General features: G+C 69.5%; 12 protein-coding genes. 4 read left to right on the top strand and 8 right to left on the bottom strand.

Features of this window, described 5'->3' with window-relative positions; translation table 11 throughout:
* Window positions 1-19: 19 nt before the first annotated feature.
* Window positions 20-1273 carry a M23 family metallopeptidase gene (locus C5C17_RS03845; RefSeq protein ID WP_146079071.1) on the bottom strand — a complete coding sequence of 418 codons (1254 nt, stop codon included), beginning with the start codon at window positions 1271-1273 and terminating at the stop codon, window positions 20-22.
* A gap of 229 nt (window positions 1274-1502) precedes the next feature.
* Window positions 1503-2312 carry an inositol monophosphatase family protein gene (locus tag C5C17_RS03840; RefSeq protein ID WP_104252288.1) on the bottom strand — a complete coding sequence of 270 codons (810 nt, stop codon included), beginning with the start codon at window positions 2310-2312 and terminating at the stop codon, window positions 1503-1505.
* A 186-nt stretch (window positions 2313-2498) separates the two neighbouring features.
* On the opposite strand from C5C17_RS03840, the gene C5C17_RS03835 reads away from it, so the two are divergent.
* The 4 genes from C5C17_RS03835 to C5C17_RS03820 all read left to right on the top strand — a co-directional run bounded on the left by C5C17_RS03835 (window position 2499) and on the right by C5C17_RS03820 (window position 7989).
* Window positions 2499-3284 (top strand): DeoR/GlpR family DNA-binding transcription regulator, encoded by a 786-nt coding sequence (locus tag C5C17_RS03835; protein ID WP_104252056.1) that lies wholly within the window; start codon window positions 2499-2501, stop codon window positions 3282-3284.
* Window positions 3281-4288, top strand: coding sequence for a 1-phosphofructokinase family hexose kinase (locus C5C17_RS03830; RefSeq protein WP_104252055.1), 1008 nt, complete (start codon window positions 3281-3283; stop codon window positions 4286-4288). Before C5C17_RS03835 ends, C5C17_RS03830 begins: the two co-directional genes overlap by 4 nt.
* Window positions 4285-6321, top strand: coding sequence for a fructose-specific PTS transporter subunit EIIC (locus C5C17_RS03825; protein ID WP_104252054.1), 2037 nt, complete (start codon window positions 4285-4287; stop codon window positions 6319-6321). Before C5C17_RS03830 ends, C5C17_RS03825 begins: the two co-directional genes overlap by 4 nt.
* Window positions 6322-6519: 198 nt before the next feature.
* The gene (locus C5C17_RS03820) at window positions 6520-7989 is read left to right on the top strand and encodes a sodium:alanine symporter family protein (protein WP_104252053.1); all 1470 of its coding nucleotides are present in this window, start codon (window positions 6520-6522) and stop codon (window positions 7987-7989) included.
* A gap of 88 nt (window positions 7990-8077) precedes the next feature.
* Here the strand turns inward: C5C17_RS03820 and nhaA are convergent, their stop codons facing one another.
* The 6 genes from nhaA to C5C17_RS03790 form a co-directional block, all read right to left on the bottom strand.
* Window positions 8078-9403, bottom strand: coding sequence for a Na+/H+ antiporter NhaA (nhaA, locus tag C5C17_RS03815; protein ID WP_104252052.1), 1326 nt, complete (start codon window positions 9401-9403; stop codon window positions 8078-8080).
* A gap of 135 nt (window positions 9404-9538) precedes the next feature.
* Window positions 9539-12565 (bottom strand): aminotransferase, encoded by a 3027-nt coding sequence (locus C5C17_RS03810; RefSeq protein WP_104252051.1) that lies wholly within the window; start codon window positions 12563-12565, stop codon window positions 9539-9541.
* Window positions 12566-12944: 379 nt separating this feature from the next.
* Complete coding sequence (locus tag C5C17_RS03805; RefSeq protein ID WP_104252050.1) at window positions 12945-14519, bottom strand: GMC oxidoreductase; 1575 nt, start codon at window positions 14517-14519, stop codon at window positions 12945-12947.
* A 47-nt stretch (window positions 14520-14566) separates the two neighbouring features.
* The gene (locus C5C17_RS03800) at window positions 14567-16072 is read right to left on the bottom strand and encodes an MFS transporter (protein ID WP_104252049.1); all 1506 of its coding nucleotides are present in this window, start codon (window positions 16070-16072) and stop codon (window positions 14567-14569) included.
* Between the two features lie 128 nt (window positions 16073-16200).
* Window positions 16201-17133 carry a hypothetical protein gene (locus tag C5C17_RS03795; protein WP_104252048.1) on the bottom strand — a complete coding sequence of 311 codons (933 nt, stop codon included), beginning with the start codon at window positions 17131-17133 and terminating at the stop codon, window positions 16201-16203.
* Entirely contained in the window at window positions 17130-18167 is a 1038-nt protein-coding gene (locus C5C17_RS03790; protein ID WP_104252047.1) for a Gfo/Idh/MocA family protein, read from the bottom strand. The genes C5C17_RS03795 and C5C17_RS03790 overlap by 4 nt, the downstream gene beginning before the upstream one ends.
* Window positions 18168-18233: the final 66 nt, after the last annotated feature.

Below are 18233 nucleotides of genomic sequence, written 5' to 3'. Positions count from 1 at the left end.
CCTCGTCGTGGACCGAGTGTTACGCGCCGGCGCTCTCGCCCGGCATCGTGACGACTGTGGAAACCACGTTGAACTGCGTGAGGAAGGCGATCGGGTCGATCTTGTTGCCATCCGCCGTGTGCACCTCGAGGTGCAGGTGGGGGCCAGTGGATGCGCCCGTGTTGCCGACCTTGCCGAGCTCGTCGCCGACCTTCACGACGTCGCCGACCTTGACCGCGATGGAGCCGACCAGCATGTGACCGTAGACGCTCTCGTAGCTCTGGCCGTTGATGACGTGCTCGACGATCACGTGCACGCCCAGGCCGCCGTTGTCGGTCGGGGTGACGCTCTTGACGGTGCCACCCGCGATCGATCCGATCGGAGTGCCCTGCGCCGGCGCGAAGTCGATGCCCATGTGGTTCGTGCTGCCGACGCCGCCGGGCGAGACGCGCGGACCGAAGTCGTCGGTGATCGCGACGCCGACCGGGAACGGCCACTGCACGGTCGACGAGAGGTCGTTCTTGTACGTGCCACGGTCGACGAGGCTCATGAGGTTGGCGGCGGTGGCCGACCCCATCGTGGTGACGGCGTACGCGTCTTCGCGCTCGACCGTCGTGCCTTCGCCACCGGAGACCGTGAGGGTCTGGCCGGGAACCGAGGAGACGGCGTCGGCGAGCGCTGCTGCACTGTCGCCTGCGACCTGGTCCTCCTGGGTGGACGTCGCGTTGGCCGGCATCGTCGAGACGACGGCGATGGTGGCTGCGAAGCCGAGTGCTGTGACGCCTGCCGCGCCGCGGAGGAGGGCGCCGCGCTTCTTGTGCGACGACTCCGAGTTCTTGACCCGGACGAGGCCGCGGCGGCCGGTCTTGCTGTCCACCTCGGGGCGGAGCGCCTCTTCGTTGCGTGCGAAGCTCAGCGGCACCTCGAGGACCGCGACCGAAGCGCGCTCGATACGAGCGGTCGATTCGGTCTCGTCGGAGCGGATCTGCGCGACTTCGGCGATGCTCGGCGTGACGATGGAGGCGGGAGCCGGCGCAGGTGCGGAGACGACCGGGGCCGCCTCGGCGACCGACACGAGCTGCGGCGCGAGAGCCGCGGTGATGACGGGGGACGTCTGCACCGGAGTCGAGGTGCGCTCCGCCTCGCGGCGGGCACGGCGGGAGGCGAATGCCTCCGGCGTTGCCTCTGGCGCGTTAGCCGCGAGCGATGCGAGACGCTCTGCTTCGCGGAGTTCTCGACGGGTCATGGGCGCCGGCTGAGCCTGCTCCTGGCCCGATGTGAGAAGGGAAGTCAACGATTCAAATCCTTACCGCGGTTTATAACGAACTGGTAAATAGTAACGCGCAGGTCACGGAAACTTCAAGGTCTCCGGAGAATCGGTCCCCCGCGCCATGCGGCCAAACGGCCGACGCACCGGCCCCCCTGGCCAGTAACCACGCGGGAACTCGCGGGTGCGAACGACATTTCAAGCCCACAGATTTTCCTCGGGACGAGCGCACCTCGGGCGTGCCACCGTTACGAATTCAGAGGCCGACCCCAGGAAGCGCCGTGACCAGATCGGCCAGCTCGAGCTCCAGTCCTGGCTTCGCCGCGATGATCAGGCGGCGCCCTTCGCGTCCCATCGCCTCGCCCACGACGACGGCTCCGGCCTCACGAGCGACCAGCGCGGCACCCGCGTGATCCCAAGGGTTGAGTCCCGACTCGTAGTACGCGTCCAGCCGGTTGATCGCGATGTTGCAGAGATCAAGGGATGCGGCGCCAACGCGGCGCAGGTCGCGCACTCGGCCAGCGAGCGTCTTCCACTGCTCCGCCTGCTGCACACGACGCTCGGCCGAGTAGCTGAAGCCCGTGCCGACGAGCGCGAGCTCGAGAGGCGGGGCCGCATCCACGCGCAGCCGCTCGCCGTTGCACCAGGCCCCCTGCCCGCGCATGGCAGTGAAGGACTCGCGACCTTCGGGGTTGACGACGGCGGAGGCGAGCGCGGTGAAGCTCGAGGGCTCCGAACCTGGATCGCCGAGAACGACCGCGACGCTCACCGCGTAGTTCGGGTAGCCGTAGAGGTAGTTGACGGTGCCGTCGATGGGGTCGACCACCCAGGTCAGTCCCGTCTCGCTTGCCGTGGCGTCTGATTCCTCACCGAAGAAGCCATCGCCAGGGCGGAGCTCCTCGAGACGGCGGCGGATGTGGGCCTCTGATTCCCGGTCAGATGCGGTGACGATGTCCACCGACGACGACTTCGTGTCGGCGACCGCCACGCCTTCCTTCCGGCGCGCAGCCACGAGTTCGCCGGCCTCCGTCGCCAGCGTCACCGCGATGTCGAGGAGCTCCCGCAACTGCTCGGGAGCGAACTGATCGGCGTCTGGTGCAGGTGAGGAAGCGTCGCGTTGGGTCACCGCTGGAGCGTAGCAAGCGCGCCCATCGCAGTTGATTCTGTGTTTGTGTTTGTTTCTCTTGTTTTACTTCCGATTCGAGCGTACGCTCTCCACCAGAACCAACACCCGGATCGCACAGGAGCATCCATGTACGCAACGGAGCGGCACGCGCTCATCCTCGAACGCATTACGCAGCACGGGAAAGTCGCCGTGCGCGAACTCGCGAGCGACCTCGACGTCACACCGGAGACCATCCGCCGCGACCTCGACCAGCTCGAGCTCGAGAACCTCGTCAGACGAGTCCACGGCGGAGCCGTCAGCAACGCCCTCGGCAGCCTCGCCGAGACCGCCGTCGCCGAACGCCAGCCGCTCAACCACGACGCCAAGGTGAGCATCGGCGAAGCCGCCGAGCGCCTCATCCCCCGCGGATTCACCGGGTCCATCCTCATCGACGCCGGGACGACCACCGCCGAGATCGCCGCAGCCCTCGTGCGACGACCCTCAGACGAGCTCGCGAAGCTGCAGGTCATCAGCAACTCCCTGCCCATCCTCGCGCTCCTCGCGGCGCACAGCGAACTCACGACGATCGCCATCGGCGGGCGAGTGCGAGGCCTCACGAGCGCCGCCGTCGGCCCGAGCGCCCTCGCCCAGCTCGCCGCGCTCCGCCCCGACCTCGCCTTCGTCGGCACCAACGGCATCAGCGCCGAATTCGGGCTCAGCACCCCAGACCCCGACGAGGCGGCAGTGAAGTCGGCCATGTGCCGAGGCGCCCGCCGAGTGGTCGTCGCCGTCGACGCCTCCAAGTTCGACCAAGACGCCCTCACCCACATCGCGCCGCTCTCCGGCGTCGATGCCCTGGTCACCGACCAGCCCCCGCGTGCGGCACTCGCCGCCGCGCTCACCGAGAACGACGTGGAAGCAGTGCTCGCATGATCGTCACCGTCACCGCCAACCCAGCAATCGACAAGACCCTCGCCCTCCCCCACCCGCTCGCTCGAGGTGAAGTCCAGCGGCTCACCGGCAGCGAGTCGCAGGCGGGCGGCAAGGGCATCAATGTCTCCCGTGCGCTCCGCGCCTCCAAGCTCGACAACCTCGCCATCTTCCCCGCGTCCGCAGACGACGACTTCACGCACCTCGTCGAGGCCGAAGGACTCCGGATGCTCCCCGTGCGCATCGAGGGCAAGGTGCGCACAAACTTCGCCGTCACCGAGACCGACGGCACCACCACCAAGCTCAACGAGCCCGGCCCGCACCTCAGCGCCGACGAAGCAGACGCCCTCGTCGCCGCCGTCGTCGCCGCATCCCACGGCGTCGACTGGCTTGTCCTCGCGGGCTCCCTGCCGCTCGGAGTCGACTCCTCCTTCTATGCAACGCTCATCGAGGCCGTTCGCGCCGAGCTCGGCAGCGCATCACCGCGTGTCGCCGTCGACAGCTCAGACGCCCCACTCGAAGCGCTCCTCGCATCCGGAACCCGCGTGCAGCTCATCAAGCCGAACGCATTCGAACTCGCCGACCTGAGCGGCATCTCCGACGGAGACACCCTCGAAGCCGACCCGCAGCTCGCCGCCGACGCAGCAGGACGGGCACTCGAGCGAGGCGCCGACGCCGTGCTCGCCACCCTCGGCGGCGCAGGCGCCATCTACCGCGACGCCACCACGAGCCTCTTCGCCACCCCGCCACCCACTCGCGTGCGCAGCACCGTCGGAGCAGGCGACTCGTCGCTCGCCGGCTACCTGCTCGCGAGCGTCACCGGGGCCACCCCCGAACGCGCCCTCGCCCAAGCCGTCGCCCACGGAAGCGCCGCAGCTTCCCTCCCAGGCAGCGGAGTCCCATCCCCCGAGCAGACACAGCCCGACCTCGTCCGCATCGACCACCTCGCCACCACCGGCGAACACAGCAACAGCATCGCAACCAGCACCAAGGAGAACGCCTCATGACCACCTACATCACGCCAGGGCTCGTCGCCCTCGACGTCGACCTCGGTGCGGACAAGACCGATGTCATCCGCAACCTCGCCGAACGCGTCGTCTCGCAGGGCCGCGCGACCGACGCCGCAGGGCTCGCCGCCGACGCCCTCGCCCGCGAAGAGCAGGGAGCAACCGGCGTGCCCGGCGGCATCGCCATCCCGCACTGCCGCTCCGGCGCCGTCACCGAGGCCACCCTCGCCATGTCGCGCCTCAACCCGGGTGTCGACTTCGGCGCGCACGACGGGCCAAGCGACCTCGTCTTCTTCATCGCCGCCCCCGACGGCGCCCACGACGAGCACCTCCAGATGCTCTCCAAGCTCGCCCGCTCCCTCATGGTCCCCGAGTTCAACGACTCGCTCCGCGCCGCGACCACCCCGGAAGAGATCGTCGCGATCGTCGAGAAGGCGCTCGAGCCAGAGGAAGCGAAGCCGGCAGCTGCTGCCGCACCCGCGGCTCCTGCCGCGAGCGGCGCATCCACCGGCCCCGTCATCGTCGCCGTCACGTCCTGCGCCACCGGCATCGCACACACCTTCATGTCAGCGGATGCGCTCACCGCGAAGGCCAAGGAGATGGGCATCGAGTTCTACGTGGAGCCCCAGGGCTCCTCGAAGGTCACGCCCCTCGACCCCGCCATGATCAAGCGTGCAGACGCCGTCATCTTCGCCAACGACGTCGACGTGCGCGACCGCGGCCGCTTCGCCGGCAAGCCCGTCGTGCAGTCGCCCGTGAAGCGCGGCATCGACCACCCGGATGAGCTGCTCAACGAGGCCGTCGCCGCAGCCAAGGACCCGAACGCCAAGCGCGTCCCGGCCGCCGACTCCAGCGAAGCCTCCGAGAACAACGCCAACGAGAGCGTCGGCGCCCGCATCAAGCGCTGGCTGCTCACCGGCGTCAGCTACATGATCCCGTTCGTCGCAGGTGGCGGCCTCCTCATCGCCCTCGGCTTCCTCCTCGGCGGCTACGACATCGTCAGCGACGGCCGCAACACCGACATCATCCTGCAGAACTCCCTCTTCAACCTGCCGCCGGACGAGGCAACCCGCTCGGGCCTCCTCGTCTACCTCGGCGCCGTCGCATCCGCCATCGGCCAAGCCTCGATGGGCTTCCTCGTACCAGCCCTCGCCGGCTACATCGCCTACGCGATCGCCGACCGACCAGGCATCGCGCCCGGCTTCGTCGCCGGTGCCGTCGCAGGCATCATGGGCGCCGGCTTCATCGGCGGCATCGTCGGTGGCCTCATCGCAGGTGGCGCCGCCTACTGGATCGGCTCGTGGAACGTGCCCCGCTGGATGCGCGGCCTCATGCCGGTCGTCATCATCCCGCTCGTCGGCTCCATCATCGCCTCCGGCCTCATGGTGATCCTCCTCGGCGGCCCCATCGCGGCCCTCACCAACGGCCTCAACACCTGGCTCACCGGCCTCACCGGCGCCAGCGCCGTGCTCCTCGGCATCATCCTCGGCACCATGATGTGCTTCGACCTCGGAGGCCCCGTCAACAAGGTCGCCTACGCGTTCGCAGTCGCCGGCCTCGGCGCCGGATCGTTCGACAACCAGGCACCCTGGATGATCATGGCAACCGTCATGGCAGCCGGCATGGTCCCGCCGCTCGCCATGGCACTCGCGACAACCATCGCGCCTCGCCTCTTCTCCCCCGTGGAGAAGGAGAACGGCCGTGCCGCTTGGCTCCTCGGCGCCGCCTTCATCTCCGAAGGCGCCATCCCCTTCGCCGCAGCCGACCCGCTGCGCGTGATCCCCGCCAGCATCCTCGGCGGCGCGGCCACCGGCGCCATCACCATGGCGACGGGCGTCACCTCGCAGGCACCCCACGGCGGAATCTTCGTGTTCTTCGCCATCGGCAACCTGCTCTGGTTCGTGCTCGCGATCCTCATCGGAACCGTCATCTCCGGCCTGACCGTCGTCGCGCTCAAGAAGTGGGTGCGCAAGGCTCCGGTCGACGCCGACGTTCCGGCCGCAGCCTCGCTGCAGGGCGAGATGGCGCACTAGGTCGCTCGCATCGCGGACGCCCCCTCTGACTCGGGATGGGTTCCACGCTTCGGGATGGGTTGCAGCCCATCCGGAAACGTGGAACCCATCCCGAGACTCGTTGCAGGAGCGTCCGCGCACGGGACCGGTGCGATGTCGCCCATCCCAGTAGTCCGCATCGTTACTCCAGCGAAACTTCCCTGCGGGCATACTCACACTATGGACTTCATCAACGAACTCATACTCGCCGGCGGTGATCTGCTGTGGACGTGGGCAGTGCTGCCCATCCTGGCCCTGCTCGGCGTGTACTTCACCATCCGCTCCGGCGTGGTCCAGTTCCGCCTCATCCCGGAGATGTTCCGCACCCTCACGAACAAGACCCCCCTCAACGATGCGGGCGAGCCGCAGTCGGTCTCCGCGTTCCAGGCGTTCACGATCTCCGCCGCGTCGCGAGTCGGAGTCGGCAACATCGCCGGCGTCGGCACCGCGATCGCCATCGGCGGGCCAGGCGCAGTGTTCTGGATGTGGGCGATGGCGTTCATCGGCGGCGCGTCGAGCTTCGTGGAGTCCACGCTCGGGCAGCTCTACAAGGTTCGCGACAAGGACAGCTTCCGCGGCGGGCCCGCCTACTACATGCAGTACGGGCTGAAGTCGCGCTGGATGGGCATCCTCTTCGCCGTCATCCTCGTCATCTGCTTCCCCTTCGCCTTCAGCTCCCTCCAGGCGAACACCATCTCCGCGACCGTCTCGGCGAGCTTCGACGGCGACGTCAGCTGGATCCCGTGGGTCGTCGGCATCGTCCTCGCCGTCCTGACCGCGCTGGTCATCTTCGGCGGCGTGCACCGCATCGCCTCGATCACGCAGGCCGTCGTGCCCCTCATGGCCCTCATGTACCTGCTCATGGGCATCGTCATCGTCGGCATGAACATCGACCAGCTGCCGGTCGTGTTCGGACAGATCTTCACGCAGGCGTTCGGCTTCAACGAGGTGCTCGGCGCAACCGTGGGCACCATCATCATGACCGGCGTCAAGCGAGGCATGTTCTCGAACGAGGCGGGCCTCGGCTCAGCCCCGAACGCAGGCGCCAGCGCCGCGGTCACCCACCCCGTCAAGCAGGGCCTCGTGCAGACGCTCGGAGTCTACTTCGACACGTTCCTGGTCTGCTCGATCACCGCCTTCATCGTCCTCGTCTCGACGCCGGACCTCGCGGGGGCAGAACGAGGGATCGCGCTCACGCAAGCGGCCGTCGTCGGGGCGCTTGGGCCGTGGTCGAACATCCTGCTGAGCATCATCATCTTCCTGCTCGCGTTCAGCTCGATCATCGGCAACTACTACTACGGCGAATCGAACATCGAGTTCATCAACCCGAACAAGACCGTGCTCCGCGTCTACCGCTTCGCCGTCGTGGCCGTCGTCCTCCTCGGGTCCATCGCCTCGGCCGACCTCATCTGGAACACGGCAGACGGCATCATGGGGCTCATGGCGCTCGTGAACCTCGTCGCCATCGGCCTCCTCTCCGGCGTGGCCTTCAAGCTGCTGAAGGACTACACCGACCAGCGCAAGCTGGGCAAGGATCCCGTCTTCACGCGCTCACGCCTCCCGGAGCTCCAGGGCGTGCACTGCTGGGAGAACGAGCTCAGCGTGACGGGCCCCGTCACCGTCGTCGACGAAGCCAAGGCGCGCGGCTGACCCGGCGTACCTGACCCGCAGAGAAGAGCCGGGCCCGCATCCACTGGCACGTGGATGCGGGCCCGGCTCTTCTCGGCTGGCGCTGGAGTCAGCTCTCCTTGGTGTGCGGCTGCGCGTCGCGCCCGTCGACGTGGGCGTCGATCTCGGACTCGTCGGCGTCGCTTCCGATCGGCGTCCTGTCGATGTCGGGGATGCCGTCCTCATTCATGTCGTCGCTGCGAGCGCGCTTCGCGTCGTGACGCAGGGTGATGGCAGCGAGCACGGCTGCGAGGAGGCTGCCACCGAGCACGGCGAGCTTGGCAGCCGCCGTATGCTCCGAGTCGGGGAACGAGAGCTCGGCGATGAGCAGTGAGACGGTGAAGCCGATGCCGGTGAGGAAGCCGACCGGGAGCAGGTCTCTGACGCCGATCGCGTCGGGGAGCCTCAGCGGCGTCAGCTTCACGACCAGCGCCGTCATGCCGAGCACGCCGACGAGCTTTCCGAGCACGAGCGCCGCTGCGATCGCTACGAACACGGGCTGTGAGAGCACCGCTCCGAGGCCATCGCCATCCACGACGTTCACTCCGGCGGCGAAGAACGCGAAGACGGGCAGTGCGAAGCCAGACGAGAACGGACCGATCTTGTCGCCGAAGAGATGCGTGCGCGAGTCGGTTTCGCCGTGGATCTTCTTGGACGGCACGCAGAAGCCGAGGAGCACTCCCGCGATGGTCGCGTGCACCCCGGCCTCGTGCATGAGCGCCCAGGCGATGAGCGCGATCGGCAGCAGCAGCCACCAGGAGGGGCGCTTGGAGCGGACGACGAGCAGGAAGACGCCGACCGCGACGAGCGATCCGAGCAGTGCGAGCAGGTTGATGCCCGCCGTGTAGAAGATGGCGATGATGACGATCGCAAGGAGGTCGTCGACGACCGCGAGCGTCAGCAGGAAGGTGCGGACTCCGCGCGGGAGGCCGCGTCCGAAGATGGCGAGGACTCCGAGGGCGAAGGCGATGTCCGTCGCTGTCGGGATCGCCCAGCCGTGGAGCGCGGAGGTGTCTCCGAGGACGGTTACCGCGATCACGTAGAGGATGGCAGGCATCGCCATTCCCGCGACGGCGCCGAGGACGGGCACCGCCGCCTCCTTCGGCTTGCGGAGGCTGCCCGAGACGAACTCGTGCTTCAGCTCCACGCCGACGGTGAAGAAGAAGACGGCGAGCAGGCCGTCGGCCGCCCAGGTCGCGAGCGACAGGTCGAGGTGGATGGCGGCGGGACCGATCGTGATCGCGCTGAGCGCCTCGTAGCCTCCGCGCCACGGCGAGTTCGCCCAGATGAGGGCGATGGCGGCCGCGAACAGGAGGAGGGCCCCTCCGGTGGTCTCGCGCATGATCCACGCGTTCAGTCGCGCGAAGCCTGTCGGTCGTGTGGCGGGTGCTGTCATGGTTCTCCTGACGTCTGAGACCGGCCGCGGAAACCGGCACGGCCGCCGACCAGACTTCCCGGCACACCGGGAGACGAGTCTACCGCTCAGCTGGCATCCGTCGCAGCCCGCGCGGGGCGGGCGGCGTGGGCGCGGTCAGAGGCCGCGGGTGAGGACCTCGTCGAGGGCGGCGACGAAGGTGTCGGCGCTCTCCTTCGTGAAGCACAGCGGCGGCTTCACCTTGAGCACGTTGCCGCGATCGCCGGTGGGCTGCACGATGATGCCGATGGCGAGCATCCGGTCGCAGAGGGCGAGCGTCTCGGCCGCGGCCGGCTCGAGGGTCTCGCGGTCGCGCACCAGCTCGATGCCCTGGTACAGCCCGCGTCCGTGGATGGCGCCGATCAGCGGTTGCCGTTCGGCGAGGCCCAGCAGCTGCTCGCGCAGGTAGCCGCCGACCTCGCGCGCGTTCTCTTGCAGCCGGTCGTCACGCATGATGTCGAGCACGGTCATGCCGAGCCTCGCGCTGAGCGTGGAGCCGCCGGCGGAGGAGAAGAAGGTGCCCTGGTCGGCGAGGGCCTCGGCGATCTCGGAGCGCGTGATGACGGCGCCGAGCGGATGCCCGTTGCCCATGGCCTTCGCAACGGTGACGACGTCCGGCACGATGGGCTCGCCGTCAGGGCCGGGGTGCTGTTCGAAGCCCCAGAACACGTCGCCCTGCCGCCCGTACCCGACCTGGACCTCGTCGGAGATGACGACTCCCCCGCCGGCGCGTACCGCGTCGTAGACGGCGGCGAGGTAGCCCGGGGGCACCTCGATGGCACCCGCGTTGCCGTTCCGCGGCTCGGCGATGAACGTGCCGATCGGGGTTCCGGCGGCGGCGAGGCGCTCGAGCTCGGCGAGCGCATCCGCCGCGTACCGCTGGCCCGCGTCCTCACCTCGATGCGTGCCCCGGTAGCCGTTCGGCGCGTCGAAGGCGTGCACCCATGGTGCGCGCAGCTCGGCGGCGAGCGGGTTGTCTGACGTGGATGTGGACACGGCATCGGCCGCGTACGACCAGCCGTGGTACGACTCCTCGACGCAGGCGACGTCGTCGCGCCCCGTGAAAGCTTTCGTGAGCCGGAGTGCGAGGTCGACGGCCTCGGTGCCGCTGTTGACGAGCAGCACGGTGTCGAAGCCGTCGGGCAGGGTCTCGAGGAGCCGGGTGCTGAGTTCGGCGACCGACGCGTAGTTGAACCGTGAGTTGGTGTTGAGCATGCGCCATTGCTGCGCGACCGTGTCCGCGAGCACGGGATGCCCGTGGCCGAGGGCGGTGACGTTGTTGACCATGTCGAGGTAGTGGCGGCCGTCGGTGTCGATGAGCATCTCGCGCCAGCCGCGCTCGAACTGCGGCGGATGCGCGTAGTAGTGGCCCTGCAGGGGCGCGTAGGTGTCGAGTCGCGCGCGGAGGGTCTCGCCGGCTCCGGCTCCCTCCGCTCGGGCCTCGCTCGGGGCCAGCCCGATGAGCTCGCTCGGGTCGCCGATGACGGCGAGCCAGGCCGGGAACTCCTGGGCGGTCACGAAGCGCGGCACCGGCGCGGCAGCGGCGTCCACCGCCGACACCTCGCCGAGTTGCAGGGAGACCTGCGCCCAGCCGGCGATCTCAGCGAAGGGGTCACCCTCGTCGACGCGGGTGGGGACAGCTGCGCTCTCTCCTTCGAGCGAGCGGCCCTCGATGAGCCCGCGGGCACCGGCGATGACCAGGGTGCGGGTGCCGTCCGTCAGCGTGACGTGTCCCTCGGCCGAGGACACGAGTCCCGCGAAGGGCGCCGTCAGTGCGAGGTCGCCTGTGCTGTACAGCTCGACGCCGGTGGCGACGTTGGCGGGGGCGTCACGGGAGACGCCCACCGAGCGGGTGAGTCGCGGCTCCCCGAAACGGGTCGCGGCGACCCCGCCTGTGCGAGCGGCGAGCAGCAGCAGCTGCGCTTCGGCTTCGGCCCCTTCGTCACCGAGCCAGGAGCCGTCGCGCAGTGCCGTGCTCGTGTGGTCGAGCGTGATGATTCGGGTGCGGCGCGCGAGTTCGGGGTCGAGGAGCGTCGCGCCGCTGGGTGCCGCGTCTGGTCCTGGCGCAACCGTGCGTCCGAGTGCTCGTCGGATCGCGGACGTCGCGACGCGCGAGTCGAGGGCGGCCGGGACGGCGAAGATGGTCCATTCGCGGTTGAGCGCCGCCTCTGCGTAGTCGTTGCCCTCGTCGATGGCGACCTGCTGCAGCCCGCTCACCACCAGGGTCGCGCCTCTGAGCACGATGAGCGGCCACAGTGCGTCGATCTCGGCGTCGGTGAGCGGCACCACCTCGTCGAAGGCGCGGATGAGTGGCAGGACGGCGAGCGGTCTGGCCGGGTCGTGGTGGAACACGGCGGTGCAGGCGACGGCGAGCTCGGCGACGCGCCACCCCGTTCCCACATCGCCGAAGTCGATGATGCCCGACAGCTCCGGGCGTCCGAGGGCACCAGCCGTCGCGACGAGGTTGTCGTCGGTGAGGTCGCCGTGGATGGCCTGCAGCGGCAGTTCGTCCTTGACCGGGGCCAGCGCGGCCGTGACGTCCTCGAGCGCGCCGAGCACGAAGGCCTGCCGTTCGGGCTCCACGACGTAGCCGATGAGCTCCTCGACGAGCTGCTCGCCGACGCGCAGGTCCCACTGCAGCGCACGGTCGAGTCCCGGATGCTCGAAGCCGGCGAGCGTCGCGACGACCTGCCCGACGAGCGTGCCCATGGCCGCGATCGTGTCGGCGGAGAAGTGCTCGAAGTCGATGAGGGGCGTGCCCTCGACGAACGTCAGCAGGCGGATGCTGTGCGGTGCCCCGTCCACGTCAGCCGTCTCGATGTCGCGGCCGTTGACACTGGGGAGCGGGGCGGGCGACGGGTGACCCGCGGCGTGCATCCGCCGCATGGCCTCGTTCTGCGCCTCGATCTCGTCGCGGCGCACGGCGCGGTTGCTGATCTTGAAGAGGACGCGGCGGCCGTGCGCCTCCGTGGCGGAAGCAGACTCGGTGAACAGGAAGTTGCGGTCCTGCTGGCTGCCGAGCTCGCGAACCTCACCAGCGACGCCGTACAGCTCGGCCGCGATGCGACGCACCTCGTCGATCGTGACGTTCGGGCGCGGCAGGCCTTCTGCGAACGATGGAATGCCCTCTGCGAATGCGGCCATGACTGCTCCCCTTCGAGTCGCCGACCGGTGCGCGGTCGAACCGAGGCAATGGTAGCGGCGGCCGCCGACATCGCGGTCGAGGGCGAGCACACGCCAGCGCCAAGACGTTCGAGTTGGAAACCTCGCTTCGTTGTGGGAACTTTCCCCGAACGAAGCGAATCTTCCAGCCCGAGAAGGCTGGTCCTGCCGTTGCAGCCACCAGCGAGGGAACGCCGATGCCCGAACTGCGCCCAGCGTGCGCGGCTGGGGATGGCTTTCGCACTTCGGGATGCGCCGCACCCCATCCGGAGGCGAGGAAACCACCCCGAGACTCCGACGACGAGGACAGCGCGATGAAGGGGGCGCGGCGACTCACGAGAGCTGCCGCGCCCCGACGCCCTTACGCGAGTTCTTCTGCGAGCTTGCGCGCTCCGCGGACCGCGATGGCGACGCTCATCAGTGTGGGGTTCATCGTGGTGGCGGTGGGGATGAGCCCGTTGCCGCCGACGTAGAGGTTGTCGATGCCCCAGACCCGTGAGTAGGGGTCGGCGACGGTGGTGCCGTCGTCGTTCGCGCCGGCGCGCATCGTGCCCTGGTAGTGGAGGCTCGACCCGTTCGGCAGGAGGCGCGGCTCGGCGATGAAGGTGCCGAGCTTCTCGCCGGCGCGGCGCAGGTGCGCTTCGCCGGCGGCGATCTCCGTCTTCTCCACGTCGGTGAGCGCGTAGTCGACGGTCATGTTGGGGAAGCCGCGGTAGTCGAGCTCGTCGTCGTGGAACGTGATGCCGTCTTCGACGCGCGGGTGCTTGCGCATCCCGTATCCCATGTTCACGTATCCCCAGCGGTTGCCGGCGTGCGGATGCGCGGGGTCGAGCGGGAACGGCGGGTTCTCGGCGTACATGACCTGCAGGGAGAAGGGGTGGTCGGGTTCGGAGAAGGGGATGCGGTTGACGGCGCCGACGGGGTCGGCCGGGTTGAGGGCTCGGCGGGCGAGTTCCTCTTCGAGGTCGGCGTCGGTGGCGAATCGCGCCATGCCCTCGGGGTCGAGTGCGACGGTCGAGATGACGACGGGGTGCTCGGTGAGGTAGCGGCCGAGCGCGGCCGGGCGGATGCCGGAGGCCCAGAGGAGCTGCGGGGAGCGGAAGGCGTCGGCAGCGACGACCACGGCGTCGGCGGTGAAGAAGCTCGTCTCTCCCGTGCGGAGGTCCTCGACGGTCAGGCCGGTGACGCTGCCGGTGTCGGCGTCGCGTTCGACGCGACGCACGAGGGTGAGGTCGCGCAGCTCGAAGCGCTCCGCGAGGGGGTTGCCTGCTTCGACGAGCGGGCCGAAGACGACGTCGGCACCCGCCCAGCGGACGGTGCCGTCTGGCTGCGCGTCGCCCGCGACGGGGAGCGTGCTCGGCCCGAAGCCCTCCGGCAGTTCTGCGGAGAACTCCTCGGAGAGGAGCGAGCGGATCGCAGCGCCCACGCCGGAGTCGGCGAAGGCCGCCGACTGCACGTGCAGCAGTCGCTCGGCGTTCGCGAGCAGGTCATCCCATTCGGCGTTCTCGATGAAGTCGACGCGCTCGCTGAACTCGGGGGCGGGGGTCGCGCAGGTCCAGTGCGCGCCCATGCCGCCGACGTTGGTGGAGGCGGCCGCGGCGGGGAACGTCTCGGTGTGCGCGGAGCCCTCGCCGCCGAAGTCGAGGAGGTGCGTGCCCTGCCGAGCCGTGAACATGCCCTCGACGACGGCCGCCTTGGGGATGCCGAGCGACTCCCGGAAGTCGCCGGCCTGTGGTCCCTGCGACCGCTCACGGGCCAGTTCCTTCTCGGCGGGGTCGGCGATGTTGCGCACGCTCTCACCGGGGATGTCGGTGAGCTGTGGGCCCGCTTCGAACATCGTGACACGCACGTCGGGGTTCGTCTCGAGGAGGATCCGCGCGTAGGCGGCCCCGATGGGTCCGCTGCCGACGATCGCGACGACTGGGTTCTTGGTCATGTGCTTCCTCCTTGGAAGTGAGGGGTGAGTGGATGCGGCTGCCGTGCTCAGGCGCGCGACGCCGGCTCGTTCTGGGGTTCGGCGACGACGGGGATGCTCCCCGTCTCGTTGGAGAGGCGCCCTGGCGGGAGCAGGAGCGCGGCGACGAAGCCGACGGCGTACGCGGCGGAGAGGCCGATGAAGATGGGCGCGAAGACGTCGCGGTAGATCTCGGCGACGGTGGCCTGGAAGGCCGCGTCGCTGCCGTGCACGAGCTGCGGTGTGAGGCTTGCGGCGTCGAATCCGATGGGCAGCATGGCGGCGACGCCGGCCCCGATGACCCCGCCGATGATGGCGGTCGTGACGGTCGACCCGACTTGGCGGACGATGTTGACGCTCGCCGTGACGGCGCCCGTGGCGTTCTTGGGGGCGGCGCTCTGCACGACTGCGACGATGAGGCTCATGAACGAGCCGGTGCCGAGCCCGACGGCGAACATGACGACCATCGGCACCCAGAGCGGGAGCCCGACGGGGAGCATCGACATGATGAGGAGCCCGACGGCGCCCAGTGCCGTGCCGACGATCGGGTAGACGCGGTAGCGACCCGAGCGACTGGCGAGGAAGCCCGTGAGGAGGTTGCTCACGAGCATCCCCATGACGGTGGCGATGGGCACGAGCCCGGAGACGGTCGCGGTGGTGCTGTACGCCACCTGCACATAGGTGGGGAGGTAGGCGGTGATGGAGAAGAGGCCGACGCCGATGATCGCGGAGAGCGCCGTGCCCGCCGCGACGGTGCGGTTCTTGAAGATGTGGAGCGGCACCACCGGGTTGGCGGCGCGCACCTCTGCCCAGAAGAACAGCGCGAACGCGGCGAGGGCGATGCCGAAGGCTGAGAGAGCGGGGGTGAGCAGCTCGGGGTCGGCGACCCAGCTCACGCCGAGCACGAGAGCGACGAGTGCCGCGGTGAAGGTGACCGAGCCGAGGACGTCGAACCCGGGGGCCGACGCGCGGGGGATGCTCGGGATCGCGACGAGCGCGAAGACCAGGGCGGCCACCCCCACGGGGAGGTTCACCCAGAACACCCACTGCCAGCCCCAGTTGTCGGCGATGATGCCGCCGAGCAGGGGTCCGATGAGGATCGCGACGGGGAACGCCGCCCCGATGATGGCCATGTACTTGGGGCGGGCGCGCGGGCTCGTGACCTGCGCGATGATCGTCTGCGACATGAGCTGCAGCCCTGCCGAGCTCATGCCCTGGAATACGCGAGCGACGATGAGCAGCCCCATGTTCGGGGCGAACCCGCACGCGAGCGAGGCGATGAGGAACAGGACGAGCGACGACAGGAACACGGCGCGGGGCCCGACGATGTCGCCGAGCTTGCCGAGCACGGGCAGGAGGACGGTGCTCGCGAGCGTGTAGCTGACGACGACCCAGCCCATCTGCTCGAGCGCGCCGAGGTCGCCCGCGATGGTCGCGAGCGAGGTCGACACGACGGTGTGGTCGAGGGCGCCGAGGAAGGAGACGGTGAGGAGGGATGCGACAAGGAGACGGAGTCTCAACGGTGAGAGTGGCATAAAAGGGCCCGAACGATCGGACGATCTACGCGACATGGTGTGCCCTCGGCCGCTGCGTCGCGGCCGGTGACGGGTTCGTGGAACCCCTGCGTCTGAACCACCCTACCGAGACTTATGTAGAAAAACAACTAAAGATGGTCTGCAAGTCGCGCATCTCCGCCTTGCGGCGACCAGACCGCGTCCTGAATCCGCCGCTGGAGCTCCAGGTCTGCCAGCACGCCGGTCACATCATCCAGCGGTTCGCATGCACGTACCGCCTCGATCGCGCGACGCAGCTGGCCGCGCGGCCCGTCCTCATAGCCATCCCGGACGACCTGCTCACCCCGCGCGGATCGCACGGCACACACCGCGACGCCCATCCCCGCATCGACGAGCACCTCGATCTCCGTCGCGCCGAGCGCGGAGACTCGCAACCAGGCAGGTCCGGATCCTCGCTGCCAGGAGATGGACGCCGGGAAACCGCGCTCCGACTCGGCCAGCGCGATCACACCCCGCCCTCCCCCTCGCACAGCCGTCAGCGTCAGCTGCGACCCGGTGAGCACCCGAGCCCAGCCGAGCGCGTCTCGCAGGACGCCGCTCGAGGCCGCGCCCCCGACCTCGACAGTGACCAGTCGAGCCCCATCCGTCAGAGGCTCCACGAGCGCACCCACCCCATCAGCGAGACCCCTCGGGAGGAACCGCCGCGCGACCAGCACGGGTACCCAACCCGCCGCCGATGCCACGCCTGCGCTCATGGGCGCACCTGCACCGGCGCCCGCGCGCACATGTGTGCCCGAGTTCGCTCCAACACTCGCATCCGCCACCGCATCCGCATCCAACAGGACCGCCTCGTCGACGACGACACCGAGCGCGCCCGCGGCCAGGGCGGCGTCGAGCCCGGCAGCCCAGCCACCCGTGGCACGGCCGTCCACGACGACCACCGCCCCCTCCGCCCCTCCCGCAGCCTCCGCACTCAACGGCAGCGCTTGGATCGCCGCGCGATAGGCAGCCAGGACGTCGCCACGAGGGCCGGCCGCGTCACGCTCGAAAGGCGGCACGAAGACGGGCACGCGCGCGCTCACGAGGCGCTCGCCTGGATGTGCGCCGCGGCGGCCGCGGCGAGCTCGAGGGCGTAGCGGGTGTCCTCCAGCTGCTCGTCATACTCGAGCGGAGCACCGCCGGAGAGCAGCTCTGCGAGGGCGAGCCACTCTGCCTCGTAGCCGTCACGCGGCGACCTCGGTGGTGAGCCGACCGAACCGTCAGCATGACGCACCGTCACGCGTGCGGCCCCGGCGTGCACGAACGCCGGCGGGAAGTCGACATCGACGCGCGCCTCCCCCGCCGACGCCGTCAGCCGCCACCGCGCATCCGCCCCGCCCTCCCGCATGATGGCCGCGACCTGCACGCTGGCACCACCCGAGCGGTAGCCGAGAACGAACCCGAGCGGGGCGACGAAGCGCGCGTAGTCGATGCCATTGAACCCGGGAAGCAGATCACGGACAGCGGGCAGGTCATGGATCGCGAGGCCAGATACGAGCTGCCGCACGATGCCCGCCTGCACGTGGGCGGGGAGCCCGGGCGGTGGATGCCGCACGGAAGGAGCCTCGCCTGCAGGAACCTCGGTGACCAGCCGGTGGTAGCGGTCGTTCGGGGGCAACGACAGCGTGACCTGCACACTGTCGACTGGCGCGCGCAACTCCCCGATCGCCCGCCGAGCCTGCACCCACCCGGGGTCATAGAGATGATTCGTGCCGATGAGCAGCGCGACTCCCCGCTCGCGACAGACGGCAACCAGCGCTTCCGCCTCGGCGACGGTCGTGGCGAGGGGCTTCTCGCACAGGATGCCGGCGACCCCGGCCTCGATAGCGGCCCGCACGTGCGCCGCGTGCTCGGTGGGCGGCGAGCAGATGAGCGCCACCTGCACACGCGCATCCTGGAACACCTCGTCGGCACTGGAGCCGCTGCGGGCACCGACGGAATGCGCGAGCGCGGCCGCACGGCCGCTCCCCGAATCGGCGATGTGCACGACCTGGAACAGCTCAGGCAAGCGAGCCAGGGTGGGGAGGTGGAGCGCAGAGACGCCCGGCCCGGCCCCGATGACGCCGACTGACCACATGCGATGACTTCCTTGTCCGCTTTTGTATGTTTCGTGCGAAAGATCGTTGTGGACGAACGTATCTGG

Source organism: Pseudoclavibacter sp. RFBA6 (assembly GCF_002931575.1).
GTDB lineage: Bacteria > Actinomycetota > Actinomycetes > Actinomycetales > Microbacteriaceae > Pseudoclavibacter > Pseudoclavibacter terrae.
This window is presented reverse-complemented; position numbering and strand designations above follow the sequence as displayed.

Excerpts from the sequence above, each read along its gene's own strand:
- nhaA (WP_104252052.1), bottom strand. The coding sequence starts at position 9,403 with ATGACAGCACCCGCCACACGACCGACAGGCTTCGCGCGACTGAACGCG.
- C5C17_RS03800 (WP_104252049.1), bottom strand. The coding sequence starts at position 16,072 with ATGCCACTCTCACCGTTGAGACTCCGTCTCCTTGTCGCATCCCTCCTC.
- C5C17_RS03805 (WP_104252050.1), bottom strand. The coding sequence starts at position 14,519 with ATGACCAAGAACCCAGTCGTCGCGATCGTCGGCAGCGGACCCATCGGG.
- C5C17_RS03820 (WP_104252053.1), top strand. The coding sequence starts at position 6,520 with ATGGACTTCATCAACGAACTCATACTCGCCGGCGGTGATCTGCTGTGG.
- C5C17_RS03835 (WP_104252056.1), top strand. The coding sequence starts at position 2,499 with ATGTACGCAACGGAGCGGCACGCGCTCATCCTCGAACGCATTACGCAG.
- C5C17_RS03825 (WP_104252054.1), top strand. The coding sequence starts at position 4,285 with ATGACCACCTACATCACGCCAGGGCTCGTCGCCCTCGACGTCGACCTC.
- C5C17_RS03830 (WP_104252055.1), top strand. The coding sequence starts at position 3,281 with ATGATCGTCACCGTCACCGCCAACCCAGCAATCGACAAGACCCTCGCC.
- C5C17_RS03790 (WP_104252047.1), bottom strand. The coding sequence starts at position 18,167 with ATGTGGTCAGTCGGCGTCATCGGGGCCGGGCCGGGCGTCTCTGCGCTC.
- C5C17_RS03810 (WP_104252051.1), bottom strand. The coding sequence starts at position 12,565 with ATGGCCGCATTCGCAGAGGGCATTCCATCGTTCGCAGAAGGCCTGCCG.